This is a genomic window from Bradyrhizobium tropiciagri (assembly GCF_018130545.1).
In the GTDB taxonomy this organism is placed as follows: domain Bacteria; phylum Pseudomonadota; class Alphaproteobacteria; order Rhizobiales; family Xanthobacteraceae; genus Bradyrhizobium; species Bradyrhizobium tropiciagri_A.
The window spans coordinates 17,718-38,555 of the sequence record NZ_JAFCKF010000015.1; the positions used below are offsets into that span (position 1 = coordinate 17,718).

A 20,838-nucleotide genomic window follows, 5' to 3' on the forward strand; every position below is an offset into this window, starting at 1 on the left:
GTCAGGACACCTCCGCATGACGGATGCAGGTCTCATTGCTGCCAAAGATGTGCAAATGACGCGGCTCCAGCGCGAACGGCACAATGTCGCCCGGCCGCGCGGCGACGCGGCCCGGCGTGACTGCGATCAGCATGCGGCCGTTGCAATCGCCGGCGACATGCGACTGATCGCCGAGCCATTGATTGGAGACGACCTTGACCCTGACGGCACCGGTCCCGACCGCGATCTTTTGCGGACGGATGCCGATCCGCACCTGCGGCGTGCCGGCGAGCGCCTTCGTGGCCTCGCTGTCCAGCCCCGCACCGCTGATATCGAAGTGCATGTCAGTCCCGACCGACAGGCGGAAGCCGCCATCCGACCGCGCCACACTGGCATCGAGCAAGTTCATCGGCGGCTCGCCGATGAAGCTCGCGACGAACAGATTGGCGGGTTTGCTTTTCAGCTCCTTCTCGCTGGCGAACTGCTGCAGCACGCCGCCTTCCATCACCGCGATCCGATCGGCCAGTGCGCTCGCTTCGGTCTGGTCATGGGTGACGAAGATCGCGGTCATGCCGCGCTCGGCGAGCAGGCTCTTGATCCGGCCGCGCAGCACCGCGCGCAGCTGCGGTTCGAGCTGTCCCATCGGCTCGTCGAGCAGATAGAGATCGGCGTCGCGCACCAGCGCCCGCGCCAACGACACGCGCTGCTGCTGGCCGCCGGAGATCGCACGCGGATAGCTGTCGAGGATGTCCTCGATCTCGACCAGCCGGGCGATCTCGTCGACGCGGCGCGTCACCTCACTGCGCGACAGCTGGGCCGATTTCAACGCGAATGCGATGTTCTCGCGGACCGTGAGCGGTGGATAGAGCGAATAGCCCTCGAAGGCCATCGCGACCTTGCGCCGCGCCGGCGGCAGCTCGTGGATCCGCCGCCCGCCGAGCGCGATCGATCCGGCCGAGACATCCTCGAACCCCGCGATCATGCGCAAGGTCGAGGTCTTGCCGCAGCCCGACGATCCCAACAGCGCGACGATCTCACCCTTCTCGACCGCCATGTCGAGCGCACGCACCGCATGCACCGGCGGCTTGCCGCGGCTCTGGTAGACCTTGTCGATGCCTCGAAGCTCGAGCATGTCCATGACCATCCGCTCCTATGCCGCCTTGAGCCGGTGGGTTTGCCCGATCCGCAACCCGGTCGCGCGATCGAACAGCATCGCTGCATCCGGCGCGAAACGGACGAACACGCTATCGTCCGCCACGCCTTGCGGTGCATCCGGCGGCAGCGCCGCCAGCCATTCCGTTCCGTCAGCGAGACGAAGCAGCAGCACCGCCTTCTCATGCATCGGCGTGATCGCGAGGATACGCGCCGGGATGGCGTCGTCAGCGGACGCAGACGACACCACGAGATCCTCCGGCCGAACGCCTAGCCAACATGCGCCGGGAAACGCCAAACCATCGGCGGCCCCGAGCCGCATCCTGGCGCCGGCGACGTCCGTCGTCAGCATGCCGTGCTCTGCGACCGGAGAAACCTCGGCGAGGTTGATGGTCGGATCGCCGAACAGCCGCGCGATCGCGACCGAGGCCGGCTGGGCATAGATATCGGCGGGTGTCGCGACCTGGACGAGCCGGCCGTCGATCAGCACCGCGATACGGTCGGCGATCGCCATCGCCTCGCGATAGTCCTGGGTCACGTAGAGCACGGCGGCCGTGCCGCGCCGCAACAGGTTCGGCAGCTCGAGCCGCATCTCGTAGCGCAGCTTGGCGTCGACGTTGCGCAGGGGATCATCGAGCAGCAGCACGTCCGGATTGCCGATCAGCGCGCGGGCCAGCGCGGTGCGCTGCTTCTGCCCGTTCGACAATTCGCGCGGCGCGTGGCCGAGCACATGCTCGATCTTGAGCAGCTTGCTGATCGCGGCAACGCGGTTCGCAACATCGCTGCCGCTGGCGCGCAGGCCGCTTGCGATATTGTCACGGGCGGTCATGTGCGGAAACAGCGCAAAATTCTGGAACGCCATGCCGATACCACGCCGCTCCGGCGGCGCGCCGACGATCGAGCGGCCGCCGACGGTGATATCACCGCTGTCAGGCTCGAACATGCCCGCAATCATGCGCAGCAGCACGGTCTTGCCGCTGCCGGAGGGGCCGAACACCGCGACGATCTCGCCGGGTTCGACCGCCAGCGACAATCCATCCGCGGGCCGTGTCGCACCGAATGCCTTGCTCACCGAACTGATTTCGAGACGCGCCATCGGATCAACCCTTCACCGCGCCGAGCGAGAGACCCTCGACCAGGTAGCGCTGCGCATAAAGCGCCAGCAACAGGGTCGGCGTCACCGACAGCACGATCGCCGCCGCGATCTGGCCGTACTGGATTCCGGACGCGGTCACGAAAGCAAGCGCGCCGACCGTTACTGGTTGCTTGTCCGCGGAGGCAAGGATCAATGCGAAGACGAAATTGTTCCAGCAAAAGATGAACGACAGCAAGCCCGCCGCGGCGATGCCGGGTCCCGCCAGCGGCACCGCGATCCGGGTGAAGGCCTCGCGCCAGGAATGCCCGGCGAGCCGATAGGCATGCTCAATGTCAGGGCTGATGTCCTCGAAATAGCCGCGCACAATCCACAGGATCAGCGGCAGCGCGATCAGCTGATAGACCCAGACGATGCCGAAGTAGGTGTCGCTGAGGCCGAGCTCCTGATAGTACAGCGACAGCGGCAGCAGCACGAGCAGCGGCGGCGCGAAGCGGAATGACAGCAGCGTGAAAGCGATGGTTTCGCCAAGGCGAAATTTGAAGCGCGCAAAGGCGTAGGCCGCCGGCACGCCGAGCAGCAGCGCCAGCAGCACCGCGGCGCTCGACAGCACGACGCTGTTGAACAGATTGCGCATGAAGGGCATCTGCAGACTGCCCGCTGCGGTGCGCAGCTGGCCGGAGATCAGCGCCTCGTAATTCGCAAGCGTCGGCTCGAACAGGATCCGCGGCGGGATCCTCAAGATCTGATCGTTGTTCTGGAACGACATCATGAAGATCCAGACGATCGGGAACATGAAGAAGATCAGGATCAGCGTCAGCGCTATCCCACGGAAGATGCGACCGGCAAGGCTGGAATGTTCCATCGTGCCCCTCCCCGTCACGCGTGGCCGTGCGCACGCTCGCGCAACCGCAGCCAGTTCTTGATGAAGATGTTCGACAGGATGTTGGTGATCAGCCAGAGGATCATCAACAGCGCCGCGGACCTGCCGACATTGGTGTACTGGAAGAACTCCAGATAGGCCTGCACCTGGAACACCATCAGCCGGTCGCCCGGCCCGCCCTGCGTCATCGCGTAGATGATGTCGAACTGCTGGATCGAATCGAGCAGCCGGAACAGCGACGCCGTGATGATATAGGGCGCCAACATCGGCAGCGTGATGCGGAAGAACACGAAGCTCGCCGGCACGCCGTCAAGCGCTGCGGCCTCGAAGGGCTGCCGCGGCAGCGAGCGCAAGCCCGCCAGCAGCAGGATCATGATGAAGGGCGTATAGACCCAGACGTCGACCAGCACGACCGTGAACAGCGCGCTCGACGGATCGGACGCCCATTTGAAATCGGTGACGCCGAACAGGCTGACCATGTAGGACAGGATGCCGAAGCTCGGATTGGTCATCAGCTTCCACATCAGCGCGGCGATTGCGGGCGCGGTCATCAGCGGCAGCAGCAGCATGATCGACACCGCGTTGTGGAAACGGGTCGGCCGGCGCAGCAGCAGCGCGATGCCAAGGCCGAGCAGCAGCTCGACCACCACCGTCAGCACGGTATAGGTGATCGACACCTGGAACGTATTCCAGAACGCCGGATCGGACAGGAAGTCGATGTAGTTTCCGGCGCCGATGAAGCCGCGCAGATAAGGCAGGTTCAGCCGGTAACGCTGCAGCGAGTAGACCGCCGCGGTCACGAACGGAACCAGGATCGCCACGCAGATCAGCAGCGCCGGCAGGCTCAGCAGATAGGGCAACAGGCGCACGCGCGGCCTTGGTTTGGCCGGCGCTGCCTGCGCGTTCGTCGGGAGGGATTGGACCATGCTCATGATGATAAGAGATCGCGTTCCGCTGGCAAACGCCGCCGGCTCGGATGGGACAAGGGTCCGAGCCGGCGGATGAACGCGGTGCGGGGGATCATGCACCGCGGGCTTGATCGGTCAGCCGAGACCGGCCTGCTTGAGCTGGCGGTTGATGCTGTCGGCGAGCTTGTCGAGCCCCTCGTCGACGCTGATCTCCTTCGCCACCATCTTCTGCAGCGAGGCCGCCCATTCGGTGGTCAGGTCGAAGAACAGCGGCTGTGCGGTGAAGTAGATCTTGGCGCCGGGCGCGGAGACGTCGTGCTGCTCCAGATAGCCCGGATAGGATTTGGCGATACGGTCGCGGAACTCGCTGTCCTTCCACACCGACGCGCGCACCGGGTTGACGAAATCCATCTTCCGCGCGCCGAACAGATCGTGCTCGACGGACGCCGCCCATTGCATGAACAGCCACGCCGCGTCCTTCTGCTTGGAGAAGGTCGACATCGCGAGCGACCAGATCCAGACGTTCGGGGTCGGCGCCTTGGCGGCCGGATTGGCGGCAAACGGCGCGTAACCGAGATGCCCCTTCTCCTTGTTGTCGCCGCCGTTCATGAAGTAGCCGAGGATGTCGGCGTCGAAGATCATGCCGGAGGCGCCGGCGCCGACGTCAGTGCCGACCTGGTACCAGGTGTAGGTCGACCAGTTCTTCGGCCCCGAGGTCTGGATCATCTTGACCCATTTGTCGTGGAATTCCTTCGAGGCCTTGGTGTTCATCGCGGCTTTCAGCTTGCCGCCCTCCATCACGAAGTCCTTCTGGCCGAAGTTGGAATAGGCCGACAGGAAGCCGGGATGGATGCTCGCCCAAGAGCGCGAGCCGCGCACACCGATGCCGTAGGGCCCACCTGCGTCCTTGGTGACCTTGGCCGCGACCTCCAGCATCTCGTCGAGATTCTTCGGCGGCTTGACGCCGACCTTGTCGAAGATGTTGCGGTTGTAGGTGATGTTGTTGAGCTCATAGCCCCACGGGATGCACCACTGCTTGGCCTTGCCCGAGCCGAGCTCGGAGCCGGCGACGCCGTCCCACGCCGTGGACGCGCGCAAGCCCGGCAGCACGTCGTCCCAGGCGAAGGCCGGGTTGGTCTTGGCCGGATCCTTGATGTAGGTGTTGAGGTCCTCGATCCAGCCCGCCGGACCGTAGGTCCAGGTCATGTAGGCGCCGGTCATGAAGGCGTCGTACTGATCCGACTTCGACGACAGCGCCGCCGTCACCTTGTCAAAATAGACGTCTTCCGGGAAGATGTCGTAGGTGACGTTCATGCCGGTGAGCGCCTTGAACGCCTCGATGTCTCCGATCATCGCATCGACATAAGGATGCTTGTTGAGCAGCAGCTTGACGGTCTTGCCGCTCTGCGCCTTCCAGTTGAAATCCGCGGCCATCGCCTTCGACACCGATGAGGCGAAGGTGGCGTTTGCGGCGATGCCCGCGATGCCGAGCTTGGCGGCGCCGTCGAGGAGATCGCGGCGGCTGATGCGTTTGGCAGCGTAGGAGTCGAACAGATTCTTCTCGCGATCGAACATGTATTTCCTCTCCTTGTTGACGCTTGTTTTATGTGTCCTTCCGGGTCTTGCTTCTTGTCTTGCCGGATGTAGTCTCCGGCTTGTCTGTTGCGAGCGCCTTTGCGGTCGCTTCGTCGATGATGAGGCCGTGCAGCATGCCGCTGCGCAGCACCCCGCGCAGCGCGGTTACCTTGGCCGGGCCGCCGGCGATGGCGACGATGCGGTGCTTCCTGAGATCGGCCATGCTCATCGAGGTGGCGCGCGCGGACAGATCGGTGTCGAGCACCGCGCCGTCGGCACTGAAGAAATGTCCGAGCAGATCGGCACAGGCGCCGACCCGCTTCAGCTCGGCGACTTCGTCCGGCTTGATCATGCCGCTCGACACCAGGAAGCCATCGCGGCTGACCTGGCCGATGCCGACGAACAGCAGCGAGGCCTGCCGCGCCAGCGCGAACACGTCGGCGATGCCGAATTGCTGCATCAGCACGGCGCGATCGGCGACCGAGTTGGCGAACACCGGCACCGGCAGCAGATAGGCTTCCGCGCCGGTGCGCTCGGCGAGGCGATGAATCACGTCGAACGGATTGGCGGCGAATTTCCGCGTCAGTCCGCCGAGCAGCGACACGAATTGCGCGTCGCGCGCCGGCGTCTGCGGCATCTGCTCGACTACGGCGGCAAGCGTGCGACCATGGCCGACGCCGATTACCTTGTCGTCGCCGCGCTCGAGGATCTGGCGCAGGAAGCTTGCGCCTTCCAGCGCCAGTGCCTTCAGCGGCAGATCGACCTCGCCGAGATCTGGCGCGACGCGGCAGAACGCAAGGCCGAAGCGCTGCGTGAGATCGTTCTCCAGCGCGACGCATTCGGCGACCGGTCCCTCGACGAAGACGCGGATCATGCCCTCGCGGCTGGCGCGCGCGATCAGGCGATGCGCCTTGGTGCTCTGGATGTTGAGGCGGTCGGCGACCTCCGACTGGGTCAATCCTGCCGCGAAATACAGCCAGGCCGCCCGCGTCGCGAGCGACGCCTCGCCGTCGATTACCGGCAGCCTGTCGGGCGGAGTAGCCATGTCCGGAAAAGTCCGCTTGCAAATTTCTTCACGTCCTGCAAAAAATTGCAGAGGCCGAACGGGGCGTCAATCCCCCAAACGTGCTGCAGCGCAACCAACGTCGGCGCGCGGGCACCAGAGAGCGGTGAAGTCGGATGGGAGGTTTGTATCTCGGCATCGATGTCGGAACCGGCGGCGTGCGCGCCTGCGCGATTGATCCGCAGGCCGGCATCCGCGGCTTCGCATCAGTCGCGCTGCCCGCACCGCGGGTCGACGGCGACGCCATCGACCAGAACCCGGAGCTGTGGTGGCAGGCGGCGGAGGCCGCGATCCGCAAGCTCGGCGAGACCGTCGGTCTCGATGACGTCACGCGCATCGTCGTCGACGGAACATCAGGCACGCTGCTGCTGGTCGATGCGGCCGGCCGCCCCTGCTCGCCGGGGCTGATGTACAACGACGCGCGCGCCACGCATGAGGCCGCACGCGTGGCGGCGATCGCGCCGCGCGAGAGCGGCGCGCATGGTGCGAGCAGCGCGCTCGCCAAGCTGCTCTATCTCCAGAATGACGGTTATGTCGGCGATGCGCGCCACGCGGTGCATCAGGCGGACTGGATTGCCGGCCGGCTCGCGAACCATCACGGCATCAGCGACGAGAACAACGCACTGAAGCTCGGCTACGATCCGGTCGCGCGCGCCTGGCCGGCCTGGCTCGACCAGCTCGGCGTGCGCGACGACCTGCTTCCCGAGGTGCTGGTGCCGGGAACGGCATTTTCCGAGCTGGATCCGCAGATCGCGCGCTCGCTCGGACTGCCCGCTACCGCTCACGTCGCGGCCGGCACCACCGACGGCGTAGCGGCCTTCATCGCGACGCGGGCCGACCAGCCGGGCGATGCCGTCACCTCGCTCGGCACCACGCTGGTGGTGAAGCAGCTTGCGAACCAGCCGATCTTCGCGGCCGATCAGGGCGTCTACTCGCACCGGCTCGGCGATCGCTGGCTGGCCGGCGGCGCCTCGAACTCCGGCGGCGCCGCGCTGCTGCTGCATTTCAGCGCAGACGAGATGGATCGGCTGACGCCGCAGGTGATGCCGGACCAGCCGACCGGGCTCGACTACTATCCGCTACCCAAACCCGGCGAGCGCTTCCCGATCGCCGATCCGGCGCTGGCCGCGCGGATCACGCCGCGGCCGGCGGAAGATTGCCGCTTCTTCCAGGGCCTGCTCGAAGGCATCGCCTCGGTCGAAGCCCTCGCCTACCACCAGCTGGCGCGACTCGGCGCGCCGGATCTGCGCCGCGTCATCGGGATCGGCGGCGGTGCGAAGAACGATGCATGGACCCGAATCCGGCACCGCGTTCTCGGCGTCCCGGTCTCGGTCGCCGAGCAGACCGAAGCAAGCTACGGCGCCGCGCTGCTCGCGCTGCACGGAGGTCCGCCATGAAGGCCGATGCGACCGCGATCGCCGGCCTTCATGCCATCGCCGACCGCTTCGATCATGTGCTGCTCGACCAATGGGGCACGCTGCACGAGGGACTGGCGGTGTTCCCCGCGGCGCTGGATTGCGTGGCGAGGCTGCGCGAGGCCGGCAAGCATATCCTGATCCTCTCCAATTCCGGCAAGCGCGCCGGCAGCAACCAGCGGCGCCTCGCCGCGCTCGGCCTGCCGCCGGAAGCCTATGACGGCGTGTTGTCCTCGGGCGAGGTCACGTGGCGTGGCTTGCATGCGCGCGAGCAGGCGCCTTTCGCCGAGCTCGGACGCGCCTGCTTCCTGATCTCGCGCGACGGCGACCGCTCGATCGTCGAGGGCACCAACCTTGCGGTGGCCTCGAACATCCGCGAGGCCGATTTCATCCTGCTTGGCGGGCTCGACGATGATACGGCGGAGCCTGAGCGCTGGCGTGCGCAACTGACCGAAGCGGCCGCGCGGCACCTGCCGATGCTGTGCGCCAATCCCGATCTCGTGATGTTCGGTGTCGCGGGATTGATCCCGGCACCGGGCGCGCTCGCCGCATTTTATCAAACGCTCGGCGGCACCGTGCTGTTCGTCGGCAAGCCGCATCCACCGATGTTTGCCGCCGCGCGCGATCAGTTGGGACATCCCCCGCCGGAACGGATCCTCGTCATCGGCGACTCCCTCGATCACGATATCGCCGGTGGGCGCACCGCCGGCATGCTGACCCTGCTGATCGGCTCGGGCGCACATCGCGCGACGCTCTCACAAGCAAGCGATCTGCCGAACGCGATCAAGACCGTCGCCGGCACAGCGGCGCGGATGCCGCACTGGACGATGGACCATCTAACCTGGTGAGAACAGCCGATGCGACCGCCTGAAACGCTCAACGAACTCCGCCGCATGTCGGCCCGCGTCGGCAGGAATATCGAACTGGTGCAAGGCGCCGGCGGCAATTCGTCGGTCAAGGACGGCGACGTGCTGTGGGTGAAAGCGTCAGGCACCTGGCTCGCCGACGCCGAGGACAAGGACATCTTCGTGCCGGTCGCATTGTCGGCGGCACGCGCGGCGCTGACGCAAGGCGACGAACGCGTGCCGCTCGCGCCGAATGCCGGCACCACGCTGCGCGCCTCGATCGAGACCTCGCTGCATGCGCTGATGCCGCACCGGATCGTGCTGCATGTCCATTCCGTCAACACCATCGCATGGGCGGTGCGGACCGACGCTCGCGACGAATTCGAACGGCGATTGGACGGGCTCGCCTGGCGTTACCTCGACTATCACCACCCGGGACTGCCGCTTGCCCGTGCGGTCGGCGAGGCCATCGCGCAGGATGCGATCGACGTCTTGATCCTCGGCAATCACGGCCTGGTGGTCGGCGCAGAAACCTGCGATGCAGCGGAGGCATTGGTCGCCGAGATCGAGCAGCGCCTCGCGCTGGAGCAGCGTGGCGCGCCGGGAGCCAATCATGACGCGCTTCGAAGCATCTACACAGGCACGACCTATCGCCTGCCGCGCGATCCGCGCAGCCACGACATTGCCACCGACCGCTACAGCCGCGCGCTCGCAACCAGCGGCTCGCTCTATCCTGATCACGTCGTGTTCCTTGGCCCGGGCCTGCCGGTGCTGGAGCATCGCGAGAGCCTGGGCGCCATGGTCGCGCGGACCACCGCGAACGGATTGCCGCCGCCAGTTGCGCTTCTCGTCCCGGATATCGGCAGCCTGATCCGCGCGGATGCAAGCGACGGCGCGGAAGTCATGCTGAGCTGTCTTGCGCTGGTTACCTGCCGCCTGCCTCTGACCGCGCGGGTTCATTATCTGACGGCAGAGAATGAGCATGCGTTGTTGAACTGGGACGCCGAGCGCTATCGCCAACAGCTCACTGCCGACCGCTGATCCGCCGGCCTACGCCCTCCGCCATTCCGTAGACGCCGAAACCAGGCAGCTGGCCCCACGGCCGCGATCACGCCGGCCGAGCACATTCCCGCCGGTTATCGTCTCCTGAAAACTTGCAATTGGACGCTGGTTCGACCCGCGGGCTAATTCCACGACGAAGCACAAATCAAGAGCCGCGATGGCATCGATCCATCGCCGAAAGCTTCGTCAGGGAGAAAGCACTTGTCAGCTCACGCGCACGCGGAGACCAGCGACGACGCGCCCCGTTCGCTGGAGGCCACGCTGAAGGCAATCGGCGTGCCCCTTGCCCTCGTCGCTGCCGCCGCCATCTGGTTCAGCCCGACCCCGGAGACGCTGTCCTTGCAGGGGCACAAGGCCCTGGCGCTGTTCGGCGGCATCTTCGTGCTCTATCTGACCGAAGCGATCCCGTTAGCCATCGCCAGCCTGATGGTGGTGCCGCTTGCGGTGCTGACCGGAACAGCCTCGCTTCGAACCGCACTCGACGGCTTTTCCGCCTCGCCCGTCTATCTGATCGTCGGCGCCTTCATCCTCGCGACCGCGATGGTGAAAACCCGGCTTGCCGAGCGCATCACCTACATCATTCTGGCGAAGTTCGGCAGCGCGCCGACGCGAATCACGCTCGGCGTGACGCTGGTCAATATCGCCCTTGCCTTCCTCGTGCCGTCGTCGACGGCACGCACGGCAATCCTGCTGCCGGAATGCCTCAGCATCCTGACGATCTTCGGAGCCCAGGCGCGATCGCCATTCGCGATCAATCTGCTGCTCACGCTGACAATGACCAATGCGACGATCGGCGCCGGCGTGTTGACGGCGACGGTGCCGAACCCGGTCACGGTCGAGTTTGTCGCCAAGATGAGCGGCCACACCATCACCTATGCCGAATGGCTGCTCTACGGATTTCCGCCGGCGCTGGTGATGACCATGTTCACCTGGTGGGTAATCCAGCGGGTGTTTCCGCCAGAGTTCACGGCCGGCCATGAACAGGCCGATACGCGGATCTCACAGAATCTCGCCGCGATGGGACGGATGTCGTCCGCCGAATGGCGCGCAATGTCCGTGTTCGTGCTGGTGACATGCCTGTGGGCGACTCAAGGCCTGACCGGGCTCGACACCACGGTGGTCTGCCTGATGGGCGCCTGCCTGCTGTTCCTGCCGCGCTTCGGCGTGATCGACTGGAACGACGCCAACAAGGGCGTCTCCTGGCAGGTGCTGCTGATCGCCGGCGGCGGCGTGTCGCTCGGCGATATCCTGCTCAAGACCGGCGCCGCCAACTGGCTCGCCAATTCGATCTTCCACGCGCTTGGCCTCGCCGGTGCATCGGCGCTGGTCGTCATCGTGGTCGTGATGCTCATCGTGCAATTCATGCACATCATGTTCGTCGGCACGACCGCGATGGCGACGGCGCTGTTGCCGATCATCCTGGCGATGGCAGGCACCGCGGGCGTCAATCCGGTCGCACTGGCGCTGCCGGCCGGCATGATCATCGGCGGCTACCCGCTGCTGATGTTCTACAACACGCTGCCGAACATCCTCGTCTACGGCACCGGCCGATTGCGCGTCGAGGATTTCCCGCGCGTCGGCGTCATCGTCTGCATCGTTGCCTGTCTTCTTTATGCCCTGTGCGCCGCGACCTGGTGGCACTGGCTCGGGCTGATCTGACCCCTCAAACATCGTCATCCGGAGAACAGCTATGACATTGCCCCTCGCCGGCATTCGCGTCCTCGATCTTTCGAACGTGCTTGCCGGTCCCTTCTGCGGCTATCAGCTCGCTCGCCTCGGTGCCGAGGTGATCAAGGTCGAGAATCCCAAGGGTGGCGACCTGGCGCGTCGGCTCGGCGCCGATCCGGCGATGGCGAAGGAGCTGATGGGCCTGTCGTTCGTTGCTGTTAATGCCGACAAACAATCCGTCGCGATCGATTTCAAGGCCGACGAAGGCAAGGAGATATTCCTGCGCCTCGTCGAAACGGCCGATGTCGTGCTGGAGAATTTCCGGCCGAAGGTCATGGAACGGCTCGGGCTCGGCTATGAGATGCTGGCCAAGCGCAATCCGCGCATCATTTACTGTGCGATCTCCGGCTTCGGTCAGGACGGTCCGTGGGCGGGCCGCCCGGCGTACGATCAGATCGTTCAAGGATTGTCGGGCGTCATGAGCGTCACCGGCGATGCCGACAGCGCGCCCTTGCGCACCGGTTTTCCGATCGCCGACACCATCGCAGGTCTCACGGCGTCCTTTGCGATCACGGCCGCCCTCGTCGAACAGCGCCAGACCGGCCGTGGGCGCCAGATCGATGTCTCGCTGCTCGAATCGACCTTGGCGGCGATGGGCTGGGTGGTTTCCAACCACCTCAACGGCAATGTCGATCCGCAGCCGATCGGCAACGAGAATTTCACGGCAGCTCCCTCCGGCACGTTCGCGACGGGCTGCGGACCGCTCAACATCGCGGCCAACGAACAGAAGCAGTTCGAGGCGCTTTGCGACATCGTCGGAAAGCCGGAGCTGAAGACCGATCCGCTGTATCGCGAGCGGCAGTCGCGCAAGGACTACCGCGTTGCCTTGAAGCGCGAGCTCGAGGTCGCACTCGCCGCCAAATCTGCCGCCGAATGGGAAATACTGTTCAACGCCAAGGGCGTTCCGGCGGGATGCGTCCTAAGCGTGCCACAGGTGCTCAACGAAGCGCAGATCGTCGGCCGTAAATTCGTCGAGAGCCTCAACGCCGAGGTCTCGGGCGGCCAGACGATGCGGGTCACCCGCCCTGGCTTCCGGCTCGACACGGACTATCCGGAACCTTCACCGCCGCCGAGCCTCGGCCAACACACCGAGAAGTGGCTCGGACAGCTCGGTTTCACGCGCGACGAGATCCGGGCGCTCGGCGAGCGCGGGGTGGTCGCCTTCGACAACCGGCCGACAGTGAAGGAGACGGTCAAGATGCCGGACCTGAAGGCGCGCGCCGAGACTTCAAGCACCTGAGACGACATCGAGGACAGTTGCCATGACCGATCAAGCCACCGCAGACCTGCTGCAAAAGGCTACCCATTGGTGGTCGACCGACATCATCGACATGAAGCCGGGCGTGATCCGCTTCCGCGGCTTTCCGATCGAGCAATTGATCGGCCGGGTGTCGTTCCCACAAATGATCTGGCTGATGCTGAAAGGCGATCTTCCATCTGCCGAGCAAGGCGCACTGCTGGAAGCCGCGCTGGTCTCCGCCGTCGACCACGGTCCGCAGGCGCCGTCGATCGCGATCGGACGGATGGCCGTGACCTGTGGCCTTCCCCTGAACGGCGCGATGGCGTCGGCCATCAACGTGCTGGACGACATTCACGGCGGCGCCGGCGAACAATGCATGGAGCTGTACACCGACATCGCGCGTCGCCAGGACACGGGCGTCGAGTTGAAGACGGCTATTCAACAAGGTCTCGACGCTTTCGCCGCGGCGCATGGCAAGATCGTGCCGGGGTTCGGACATCGCTTTCATCCGGTCGATCCGCGTTCGCCCCGGCTGCTCGAGCTCGTCGACGCCGCACGCAGCAACGCAGTGGTGTCCGGACGCTTCGCCGAGATCGGCCGCGGCGTCGAGGCCGAGATGCAGCGGCGCAAGGGTCGCAAGATTCCGATGAACATCGACGGCGCCACCGCCGTGATTTATTCGGAGCTGGGCTTTTCGCCTGCGCTGGGGCGTGGCCTGTTCATCCTGTCGCGCTCCGTGGGCATCCTTGCGCATGCGTGGGAGCAAACCCAGCAGGGCGGCCGGATCAAGGGGCCAATGCCGCCCGGCATTCCCTATCGCTACACTGGCCCTGCTCCGCGGGATTTCGCGAAGTGATCCCTGCCGATCGCGTTCACCGGGAGTGCCGCACGCGTTTCTGCGCTCGCTCCGCGCGGCTGACCACGATGGCCGGCACGGCGGCGCCATCCGTCATGCCGGGCAACGTGACCTCGTCGAGGAAATCACGTCCCCTGGATTTGAGCAGGCTCACGACCCGCTGCGCGGCCGGCGACAGATAGCCATCCCTGCGGGTGACAAAACCCAGCGGCCTGCGCATCGTGGTGGCGTCAATCATCAGGCGGTCGAGCTGGCTGCCCAGCCGAAGCGGATGCAGGTTACGCGTCGACGTGAAGCTGAGCAGCGCCGTGTCGGCAATCAGCTTGGGCAGCGTCGTGATCGAATTGGTCTCGATCTGCACCGTCGGCGGCGCGAGGCCATGCGCTTCGAACACATTGTCGAGCCACTGACGCATCGCGACGGTGCGGGCCGGCAGCACCCATTTCGCGGCGACGAGATCTTCAATAGCAAGCCGCTTGCCGCAAAGCGGATGGTCCTTGGCCGCGACGACGACGACATCGTCCATGCCGAACGCCTCGTGGCTAAACTCCTGCTCGTCGGACGGCAGGATCGGGCCGATCGCAAGATCGAGGGTCCGCTCGCGCAGTGCTGCCCTGACCACGCCGCTCATTCCGATCTGCACCTCGATCGCCAGCCCCGGCGCGTCGGCGATGATGGCGCGGCAGATCTGCGGCAGCAGATACTCGCCCATTGTCGCCCCGCAGCCGATGCTGACGCGGCCAGCCGCACCGGCAGCGAAGTCGGTGACCTCGCGCAGCGACTCCTCCATGGCCTCGCGCATGCGCCGCGCCCGTGCCAGCAGCACTTCGCCGACCCGTGTCAACGTGATCCCGCGCCCGGTTCGCTCGAACAGATCGGCGCCGACGGCTTCCTCAAGCCGCTGAATGCATTTGGTCAGTGCGGGCTGGGTGCGGCCGAGCTTGTCGGCGGCCCGGCCCATATGGCCCAGATCGGCAATCACCTCGAAATAGGTGAGGTCGCGAAGGTCCACTTCTTCCTCCCGGTTATCGGTTCTTGAACATTAGCGATTGGACCGCGGTCCGCTCAATCTGGCAGTTTCGAACCTAACACAGCCGGGCCCCATCGGGTTAACCGGCCCGCATGCAGGGAGGATCGGCGGATGAGCGAGATCGCGGCTAACGGATCAATCGCGGAAGGCAATCCGGATGCAGGGTTGCTCGCCAGCGCCCTTTCCAAGAACACCTGGCGCCTGGTCCCGCTGCTCGGCCTCGCCTATCTCTTCAACTATCTCGACCGCACCAGCGTCGGCTTTGCTGCGCTGCAAATGAACAAGGACATCGGCCTCAGCGCCACGCAATTCGGCTGGGGCGCCGGCATCCTGTTCTTCAGCTACTGCCTGCTCGAAGTCCCCAGCAACATGATGATGTACCGTTTCGGCGCCCGGCGCTGGCTGGCCCGCATCATGATCACCTGGGGCTTGGCGGCCGCAGCGACCGCGATGGCGACGGGACCGCTCAGCTTCTACCTGATCCGCTTCCTGCTCGGTGTGTTCGAGGCCGGCTTCTTTCCGGGCGTGATCTGGTACCTCTCGATCTGGTTTCCTGAGAAGCACCGCACCGGCGTGCTGGCCTTGTTCATGGCCGCGACGCCACTTTCCTCGCTTCTCGGCAGTCCGATCTCGGCGGCCCTGCTCGGGATGGACGGATTCTGGGGACTCGCAGGCTGGCAGTGGATGTTTCTGCTCGAAGGTCTGCCGGCTTGCGTACTCGGGATTCTCTGCCTCGTGCTGCTTGCCGATACGCCCGAGCAGGCCGGGTGGCTTACGCCTCAGGAACGACACGCGCTGCTGTCGGCTCTCGCCGGTGACAAGCATGACAAGCCCAAAAAGGATCTGTGGGCGGCGATGCAGGATGTGCGGGTGCTGATGCTCACCGCGATCACCTTCGCCTTCACGATCGGCTCCTACGGCATCGGCATCTGGCTGCCGCTGATCCTGAAGAGCCTCGGCCTGAGCAACATGCAAGTCGGTTGGCTTTCGGCGATCCCCTATTTGTTCGCGACGATCGGCATGCTGTTCTGGGCGCGTCTCGTCGACCGCAAGGGCCAGAAGATCTACAATCTCATGGCCGCGTTGATCCTCGGCGCCGTTGGCCTTGCGCTCTCCGTGGTCTTCAACTCGCTGGTTCCGGCGCTCGCCTGCCTGACGCTGGCGCTGGTCGGCACGATTTCGGCACGCACGGTGTTCTACACCATCCCGCAGAGCTTCCTGACCGGCGCCGCGGCGGCCGGAGGGATCGCGTTCATCAACTCCGTCGGAGCGTTCGGCGGCTTCGTTGGCCCTTACATGGTCGGCTTCCTGAAGGACGCGACGGGCTCGTTCAACGCCGGCATGATCGGGATGGCCGTGATCCTTGTCGTCGCGACGGGAATTGCCGGCTCGCTCAAACTGGTCGCCGGCAAGATGTGAGCACGGCTGGCGCGTCTCGCATCGCCCGCCAGGATACCGGCCGGCTTATCCCTGCTCGGCGGAGAGGAACAGGCGATAGGCCGGGTTTTCGCTCTCGTTCCAGTAGGGGTAACCAAGCGCATCGAGCGCCTGAACGAACCGGGCGCGCTCCTGCGGCTTGACCTCGATGCCTGCCAGGATGCGCCCGTAGTCGGCGCCGTGATTGCGATAGTGGAACAGCGAAACGTTCCAGTCCGGCGCCAGGCTCTCGAGGAATTTCAGCAGCGCGCCGGGACGCTCCGGAAACTCGAAGCGATAGATCACTTCGTCCTTGAGCAGCGGGGCGCGGCCGCCCACCATGTAGCGCACATGGTCCTTGGCCATCTCGTTCTCGCTGAGATCGAGGATCGGATAGCCTTCGCGGCGAAGCAGCTCCATGACTTCGCGCTTCTCGGCCTCGCCGCGGCTCAAAGCGATGCCGACGAAGAGCTGCGCCGGCGCTGTGGTCTCGGCAAAGCGATAGTTGAACTCGGTGATGGCCCGCGAGCCGAGGATGCGGATGAAGTGGCGATAGCTGCCCGGCTTCTCCGGCACGGTGACCGCAAGCAGGGCCTCCCGATGCTCGCCGACCTCGGCGCGGTCGGCAATGGTGCGCAGCCGGTCGAAATTCAGATTGGCGCCGCTGTTGACGGCAATCAGGCTGCCGTCGCTCAGCGCGCCGCGCTCGGCATAGGCCTTCAGGCCGGCGAGCGCCAATGCGCCGGAGGGCTCCGCGACCGACCGCACGTCGTCGAAGATATCCTTGATTGCCGCGCACATCGCGTCGGTGTCGACGGTGACGACCTCGTCAAGCAGGTCGCGGCAGAGCCGGAACGTCTCGGCTCCCACCTTACGCACGGCGACACCGTCGGCGAACAGCCCGACCTGATCGAGCGCGACAACATTGCCCTTGGCCAGCGCCGCCGCCATCGACGCCGCGTCTGCCGGCTCCACGCCGACGACCTTGATCGAGGGATTGAGGAATTTGACGAACGCGGCCACGCCGGCCGCCAGCCCACCGCCGCCGATCGGCACGAAGATCGCCTCGATCGGATCGGGATGCTGGCGCAGGATTTCCATACCCACAGTTCCCTGGCCGGCAATCACGTCGGGATCGTCGAACGGATGCACGAAGGTCAGGCCGCGCGCGACCTCGATCTCCCTGGCCTTGGTTTGCGCGTCGTCGAACGTGTCGCCATGCAGGACCACGTCGCCGCCCAGACGCCGGACGGCCTCGACCTTGATGGCGGGCGTCGTCCGCGGCATCACGATCGTCGCGGGAATACCGAGCTTGCGCGCCGACAGCGCCACGCCTTGCGCATGATTGCCCGCCGACGCGCAGATGACGCCCAGTCTGCGCTGCGCGTCCGGCAGCCTGACGATCTTGTTGTAGGCGCCGCGCAGCTTGAACGAGAAGATCGGCTGAAAATCTTCCCGCTTCAGCAGCACGGTTCGCGACAGTCGTTCCGACAGCCGCGGCATCGGATCGAGCGGCGTCTCGACGGCCACGTCGTAGACACGGGCGGTCAGGATGCTTTGAGCGTAGTCACGAAGCGCGTTGTCGGCAGCGGTCATCGGGTCGCTTTTATCGATGGGGAGGCAATCCGTATCGGTTGCACCTGCCCATCGTCGGCGCCGACCTGGCGAGCAGACGGCACGGAGCCGACCGCTGCATCCAGGTCGAACCTTCGCATGACCGGAGGCTCGAGTGAAGCAAAGACCGCCGGATCAATCGCCTGGCCGAACGTATGTGAAGCCATCCGGGCCGTCGCAGGGGCGCGGCCAAAATATCGAAAAACAACCCCATGCAAAGTAGCCGGCGTCGACCGGACCACTTGACACGTCGGGCAACTCAGGGATACATTTCTACTATTCCGAAGACCGCCTACCGTAGCTGAATCGGCGACCTGGCCAAAAATACCGCCCTGACGTTGACCGCTTCACGCGGAGAGACGCGACGAATTCCATCCCCTGCGATGGTCTCCGGGCGCTTCCCAGCCGGATTCGGAGACGATCAGCGTATCCTCGAGCTTGATGTAGCCGCGCGCCGGATGCAGCAGCGCGGTTTCGATCGAGATCACCATTCCGCATTCGAGCGGCAGGTCGGCATCATACGGCGCGTAAGGCACCGGGCCGGTCGCGGTCAGGCGCGGCGCTTCGTGACTGACAAGCCCGATGCCGTGTGCGGTGAAGTCGAGCACGGCGCGATGCGGAGAAGCTTTGACCGCAGCCTCACCCGCCGCGACGATATCGCCGCCCAAAGCGCCCGGCTGGATCGCGCGCCGGGCCACCTGCTGGATGTCCTCGACCTCTCGCAACAACTCGCGCAGCTCGCTGTCGGGCTCTCCCAGAATTCCCATGCGACTGAGGTCGCCGATATAGCCCCGGTAGTTTCCGCCGGAATCGATCGAGATCACGTCGCCCTCTTCGAGGCGCTGGCTCGACGGCGCGCGGTTATGGCTCTTGCCTGCGGCAATCAGGCAATATTCGAAGACGAGATCGCGTTCCTGCTCCTCGCGGCGCAGACGGGCGACGACATCGTTCTTGGTCATGCCCGGGGCGCAGGCCTTGAACGTCGCCATCATCGCGTCGACGACTCGTTCGGAAGCTTCCCGGATGAGGTCCAGTTCGGCGGGAGATTTTACGGCGCGAAGGCGCTCGAGCGTGAAATGGGCCTCGCGGAACTCGACATTGTTAAACCCGGCAAACAGATGATCCCTGGCATCGGCCGGCAGGAAGCCTGCCTCGATACCGACGCGCTTGGCTGCGCCGCCCAGTTTTCTCACATGATCGATCGCAAGTCCGATCGCATCGATCGTTCCCCAGCTGGCTGTCTTGACGATCGGCGTCCATATCCGTCCGAGCTCGTGCTCGAATTTTTCCATGCGGTTGCCGATGTAGGCCGAATGTTCCGGATGCCCCTTCTGATAGACGAACACCGGCAGATAGCGGCTGGTGCCGATCGCTTCCATGACGTCGAAGAAGAAGAAGCGATATCCACCGAGCAAATACTGCACATTATAACGCGAGGTGACGATCAGGATGTCGAGCCCCGCTTCATCCATCAGCCGATCGAGTTTTGCGGTGTCGAACGGTGCCGCCGCCGCGATCGTGTCGAGTGCATTGTCCATGTCTTGACCTTCCGTCTTCTCAAGTTGCGGTTTTCGCCGCCAGCGACTTCGACGTGGCGCCCGAGCCGGCGCTCTCCCCGAACAGCGCTACCGGGCGTCCGTGCGGCTCGACGCCGAGGAACGTGAAGGCAAGGCCGATCAGGAGACCGGCGCCGGCAAGAAAGCAGAACGCCGGCATCACCGCCGCAGCGGTTGCGCTCGGATGCACGAGATTGTCCGCACCGGCGATCAACGCGAGACACAGCGGGCCTACGATCTTGCCGACCCCGTTCGAGAGCTGCGCAAGGCCGACCGCGCGTCCCGACAGCTGGACCGGAAAGATCTCCGCTGGATAGGGCCCGATGTTCGAGAATCCGCCGTCGAAGAACAACGCGCCGATGATCAGGAAGACCAGGAACAGCGGGACCGAGCCGGCAAAGTCGTTGTGAAAATAGGCTGCCAGCGCCAGCGAAACCGCGGTGCCATAGCCCATCAACTGCCCACACGGCTTGCGGCCGATCCGGTTCGCGAGGAAGGCAAATCCAGTCCGGCCAAGCACGCCCGCGAGGCTGACATAGATGAACATCTTCGCCGCCTCCTGCGGCGCGACGCGCAGCAGCAGCGCCACGATCGTCGGTCCCCACAAAAACACGCCGTAATTCGCCGTACTGGCGCCGAACCAGATCAGAACCGTCAGCCAGAAGCGGCGCTGCTCGGCAAAGAGATCGGCGAATGTCGCCGGGTTCGCCGGCGGCAGCGTGGGCAAGGCGAACTTATCGCCGCCGGCCCGATAGAGCTTTCGGATGCTGGCCTGGGCCTCGCGCACACGGCCCTTGCTGATCAGCCAGCGCGGCGATTCCGGCATGATGATCATGGTCAGAATGGCGAGGATGATCGGCAGGAAGCCGACCGCCGCCAATCCGCGCCAGCCAACCAGCGGCAGCAGGAAGCTCGCCGTGACCGACGCCGAAAGCACGCCAAAGGCGACGGGGACGACCACGAGGCTCGTGACCAGCGTCCGGTGGCGGGTAGGCGCAAATTCGACAATAGCCGGGACTGCCGCCGCTGCGCCCGCGGCAAGGCCGAGGCCGACGAAGAAACGCAGGATCGCAAACGCAATCCAGCCGTCTTCGGGAATGAACGCGATCGCGCCCGAGGTCAGGCCGCAGAGCAGAACGCCCGATATCGCCAGCGGCTTACGCCCGAAACGATCCGCGAGGAAGCCCGCGACGAATGCTCCCAGCATCGCCCCAACGCCCGCGCTCATCAGCATGATCGAGGTTTGCCCGAACGTCAGGTGCCATTTCGGCGCCAGCACCGAGACCAGAAATCCGACCACAAAGAAATCGAAGAAATCGACCACGCCGGTGACGGCGAAGATGATGATCGATAGCCAGTAGCGCGTCGTCACCGGCGCTTCGTCGAACGGCACTGCATTCGCCTGCTCAGGCATGGTTTCCCC

General features: G+C 65.1%; 17 protein-coding genes. 7 read left to right on the forward strand and 10 right to left on the reverse strand.

The window, feature by feature from the left end; genetic code table 11:
* Position 1: 1 nt before the first annotated feature.
* From JQ616_RS38305 to JQ616_RS38330, 6 genes are all read right to left on the reverse strand, one after another.
* Positions 2 to 1,111 (reverse strand): ABC transporter ATP-binding protein, encoded by a 1,110-nt coding sequence (locus JQ616_RS38305; RefSeq protein WP_212023438.1) that lies wholly within the window; start codon positions 1,109 to 1,111, stop codon positions 2 to 4.
* Between the two features lie 18 nt (positions 1,112 to 1,129).
* Positions 1,130 to 2,227 carry an ABC transporter ATP-binding protein gene (locus JQ616_RS38310; RefSeq protein ID WP_212023363.1) on the reverse strand — a complete coding sequence of 366 codons (1,098 nt, stop codon included), beginning with the start codon at positions 2,225 to 2,227 and terminating at the stop codon, positions 1,130 to 1,132.
* Positions 2,228 to 2,231: 4 nt separating this feature from the next.
* Positions 2,232 to 3,089, reverse strand: a complete 858-nt coding sequence (locus JQ616_RS38315; RefSeq protein ID WP_212023364.1) for a carbohydrate ABC transporter permease — start codon at positions 3,087 to 3,089, stop codon at positions 2,232 to 2,234.
* A gap of 14 nt (positions 3,090 to 3,103) precedes the next feature.
* Complete coding sequence (locus tag JQ616_RS38320) at positions 3,104 to 4,033, reverse strand: carbohydrate ABC transporter permease (protein WP_212023365.1); 930 nt, start codon at positions 4,031 to 4,033, stop codon at positions 3,104 to 3,106.
* A gap of 117 nt (positions 4,034 to 4,150) precedes the next feature.
* Entirely contained in the window at positions 4,151 to 5,590 is a 1,440-nt protein-coding gene (locus JQ616_RS38325) for an extracellular solute-binding protein (protein WP_212023366.1), read from the reverse strand.
* Between the two features lie 28 nt (positions 5,591 to 5,618).
* Complete coding sequence (locus JQ616_RS38330) at positions 5,619 to 6,635, reverse strand: sugar-binding transcriptional regulator (protein ID WP_212023367.1); 1,017 nt, start codon at positions 6,633 to 6,635, stop codon at positions 5,619 to 5,621.
* A gap of 134 nt (positions 6,636 to 6,769) precedes the next feature.
* Here JQ616_RS38330 and JQ616_RS38335 point away from each other — a divergent pair, with 134 nt between their 5' ends.
* The 6 genes from JQ616_RS38335 (at position 6,770) to JQ616_RS38360 (ending at position 13,799) form a co-directional block, all read left to right on the forward strand.
* Positions 6,770 to 8,050 (forward strand): FGGY-family carbohydrate kinase, encoded by a 1,281-nt coding sequence (locus JQ616_RS38335; protein ID WP_212023368.1) that lies wholly within the window; start codon positions 6,770 to 6,772, stop codon positions 8,048 to 8,050.
* Positions 8,047 to 8,916 (forward strand): TIGR01459 family HAD-type hydrolase, encoded by an 870-nt coding sequence (locus tag JQ616_RS38340; protein ID WP_212023369.1) that lies wholly within the window; start codon positions 8,047 to 8,049, stop codon positions 8,914 to 8,916. Before JQ616_RS38335 ends, JQ616_RS38340 begins: the two co-directional genes overlap by 4 nt.
* A 9-nt stretch (positions 8,917 to 8,925) precedes the next feature.
* Complete coding sequence (locus JQ616_RS38345; protein WP_212023370.1) at positions 8,926 to 9,954, forward strand: class II aldolase/adducin family protein; 1,029 nt, start codon at positions 8,926 to 8,928, stop codon at positions 9,952 to 9,954.
* Between the two features lie 222 nt (positions 9,955 to 10,176).
* Positions 10,177 to 11,634 (forward strand): SLC13 family permease, encoded by a 1,458-nt coding sequence (locus tag JQ616_RS38350; protein ID WP_212023371.1) that lies wholly within the window; start codon positions 10,177 to 10,179, stop codon positions 11,632 to 11,634.
* A 31-nt stretch (positions 11,635 to 11,665) separates the two neighbouring features.
* Positions 11,666 to 12,943, forward strand: a complete 1,278-nt coding sequence (locus tag JQ616_RS38355) for a CaiB/BaiF CoA transferase family protein (RefSeq protein WP_212023372.1) — start codon at positions 11,666 to 11,668, stop codon at positions 12,941 to 12,943.
* A gap of 22 nt (positions 12,944 to 12,965) precedes the next feature.
* Positions 12,966 to 13,799, forward strand: coding sequence for a citryl-CoA lyase (locus JQ616_RS38360; RefSeq protein WP_212023373.1), 834 nt, complete (start codon positions 12,966 to 12,968; stop codon positions 13,797 to 13,799).
* A 16-nt stretch (positions 13,800 to 13,815) separates the two neighbouring features.
* On the opposite strand, the gene JQ616_RS38365 is transcribed toward JQ616_RS38360, so the two are convergent.
* Positions 13,816 to 14,811 (reverse strand): LysR family transcriptional regulator, encoded by a 996-nt coding sequence (locus JQ616_RS38365; protein ID WP_212023374.1) that lies wholly within the window; start codon positions 14,809 to 14,811, stop codon positions 13,816 to 13,818.
* Positions 14,812 to 14,940: 129 nt separating this feature from the next.
* Between JQ616_RS38365 and JQ616_RS38370 the strand changes: the two genes are divergently transcribed.
* Positions 14,941 to 16,248, forward strand: a complete 1,308-nt coding sequence (locus tag JQ616_RS38370) for an MFS transporter (RefSeq protein ID WP_212023375.1) — start codon at positions 14,941 to 14,943, stop codon at positions 16,246 to 16,248.
* Between the two features lie 45 nt (positions 16,249 to 16,293).
* On the opposite strand, the gene ilvA is transcribed toward JQ616_RS38370, so the two are convergent.
* From ilvA to JQ616_RS38385, 3 genes are all read right to left on the reverse strand, one after another.
* On the reverse strand, positions 16,294 to 17,841 hold the full coding sequence (ilvA, locus tag JQ616_RS38375) for a threonine ammonia-lyase, biosynthetic (protein ID WP_212023376.1): 1,548 nt from the start codon (positions 17,839 to 17,841) through the stop codon (positions 16,294 to 16,296).
* A gap of 365 nt (positions 17,842 to 18,206) precedes the next feature.
* Entirely contained in the window at positions 18,207 to 19,397 is a 1,191-nt protein-coding gene (locus JQ616_RS38380) for a M24 family metallopeptidase (protein WP_212023377.1), read from the reverse strand.
* 19 nt (positions 19,398 to 19,416) lie between these two features.
* A complete protein-coding gene (locus JQ616_RS38385; RefSeq protein ID WP_212023378.1) occupies positions 19,417 to 20,829 on the reverse strand; it encodes an MFS transporter in 1,413 nt (470 codons plus the stop codon).
* Positions 20,830 to 20,838 lie beyond the last annotated feature (9 nt).

Bases quoted from the DNA above. Each gene is read 5' to 3' on its own strand.
- JQ616_RS38305 (WP_212023438.1), bottom strand. From the start codon at position 1,111: ATGCTCGAGCTTCGAGGCATCGACAAGGTCTACCAGAGCCGCGGCAAG.
- JQ616_RS38310 (WP_212023363.1), bottom strand. From the start codon at position 2,227: ATGGCGCGTCTCGAAATCAGTTCGGTGAGCAAGGCATTCGGTGCGACA.
- JQ616_RS38315 (WP_212023364.1), bottom strand. From the start codon at position 3,089: ATGGAACATTCCAGCCTTGCCGGTCGCATCTTCCGTGGGATAGCGCTG.
- JQ616_RS38320 (WP_212023365.1), bottom strand. From the start codon at position 4,033: ATGGTCCAATCCCTCCCGACGAACGCGCAGGCAGCGCCGGCCAAACCA.
- JQ616_RS38325 (WP_212023366.1), bottom strand. From the start codon at position 5,590: ATGTTCGATCGCGAGAAGAATCTGTTCGACTCCTACGCTGCCAAACGC.
- JQ616_RS38330 (WP_212023367.1), bottom strand. From the start codon at position 6,635: ATGGCTACTCCGCCCGACAGGCTGCCGGTAATCGACGGCGAGGCGTCG.
- JQ616_RS38335 (WP_212023368.1), top strand. From the start codon at position 6,770: ATGGGAGGTTTGTATCTCGGCATCGATGTCGGAACCGGCGGCGTGCGC.
- JQ616_RS38340 (WP_212023369.1), top strand. From the start codon at position 8,047: ATGAAGGCCGATGCGACCGCGATCGCCGGCCTTCATGCCATCGCCGAC.
- JQ616_RS38345 (WP_212023370.1), top strand. From the start codon at position 8,926: ATGCGACCGCCTGAAACGCTCAACGAACTCCGCCGCATGTCGGCCCGC.
- JQ616_RS38355 (WP_212023372.1), top strand. From the start codon at position 11,666: ATGACATTGCCCCTCGCCGGCATTCGCGTCCTCGATCTTTCGAACGTG.
- JQ616_RS38360 (WP_212023373.1), top strand. From the start codon at position 12,966: ATGACCGATCAAGCCACCGCAGACCTGCTGCAAAAGGCTACCCATTGG.
- JQ616_RS38370 (WP_212023375.1), top strand. From the start codon at position 14,941: ATGAGCGAGATCGCGGCTAACGGATCAATCGCGGAAGGCAATCCGGAT.
- ilvA (WP_212023376.1), bottom strand. From the start codon at position 17,841: ATGACCGCTGCCGACAACGCGCTTCGTGACTACGCTCAAAGCATCCTG.
- JQ616_RS38380 (WP_212023377.1), bottom strand. From the start codon at position 19,397: ATGGACAATGCACTCGACACGATCGCGGCGGCGGCACCGTTCGACACC.
- JQ616_RS38385 (WP_212023378.1), bottom strand. From the start codon at position 20,829: ATGCCTGAGCAGGCGAATGCAGTGCCGTTCGACGAAGCGCCGGTGACG.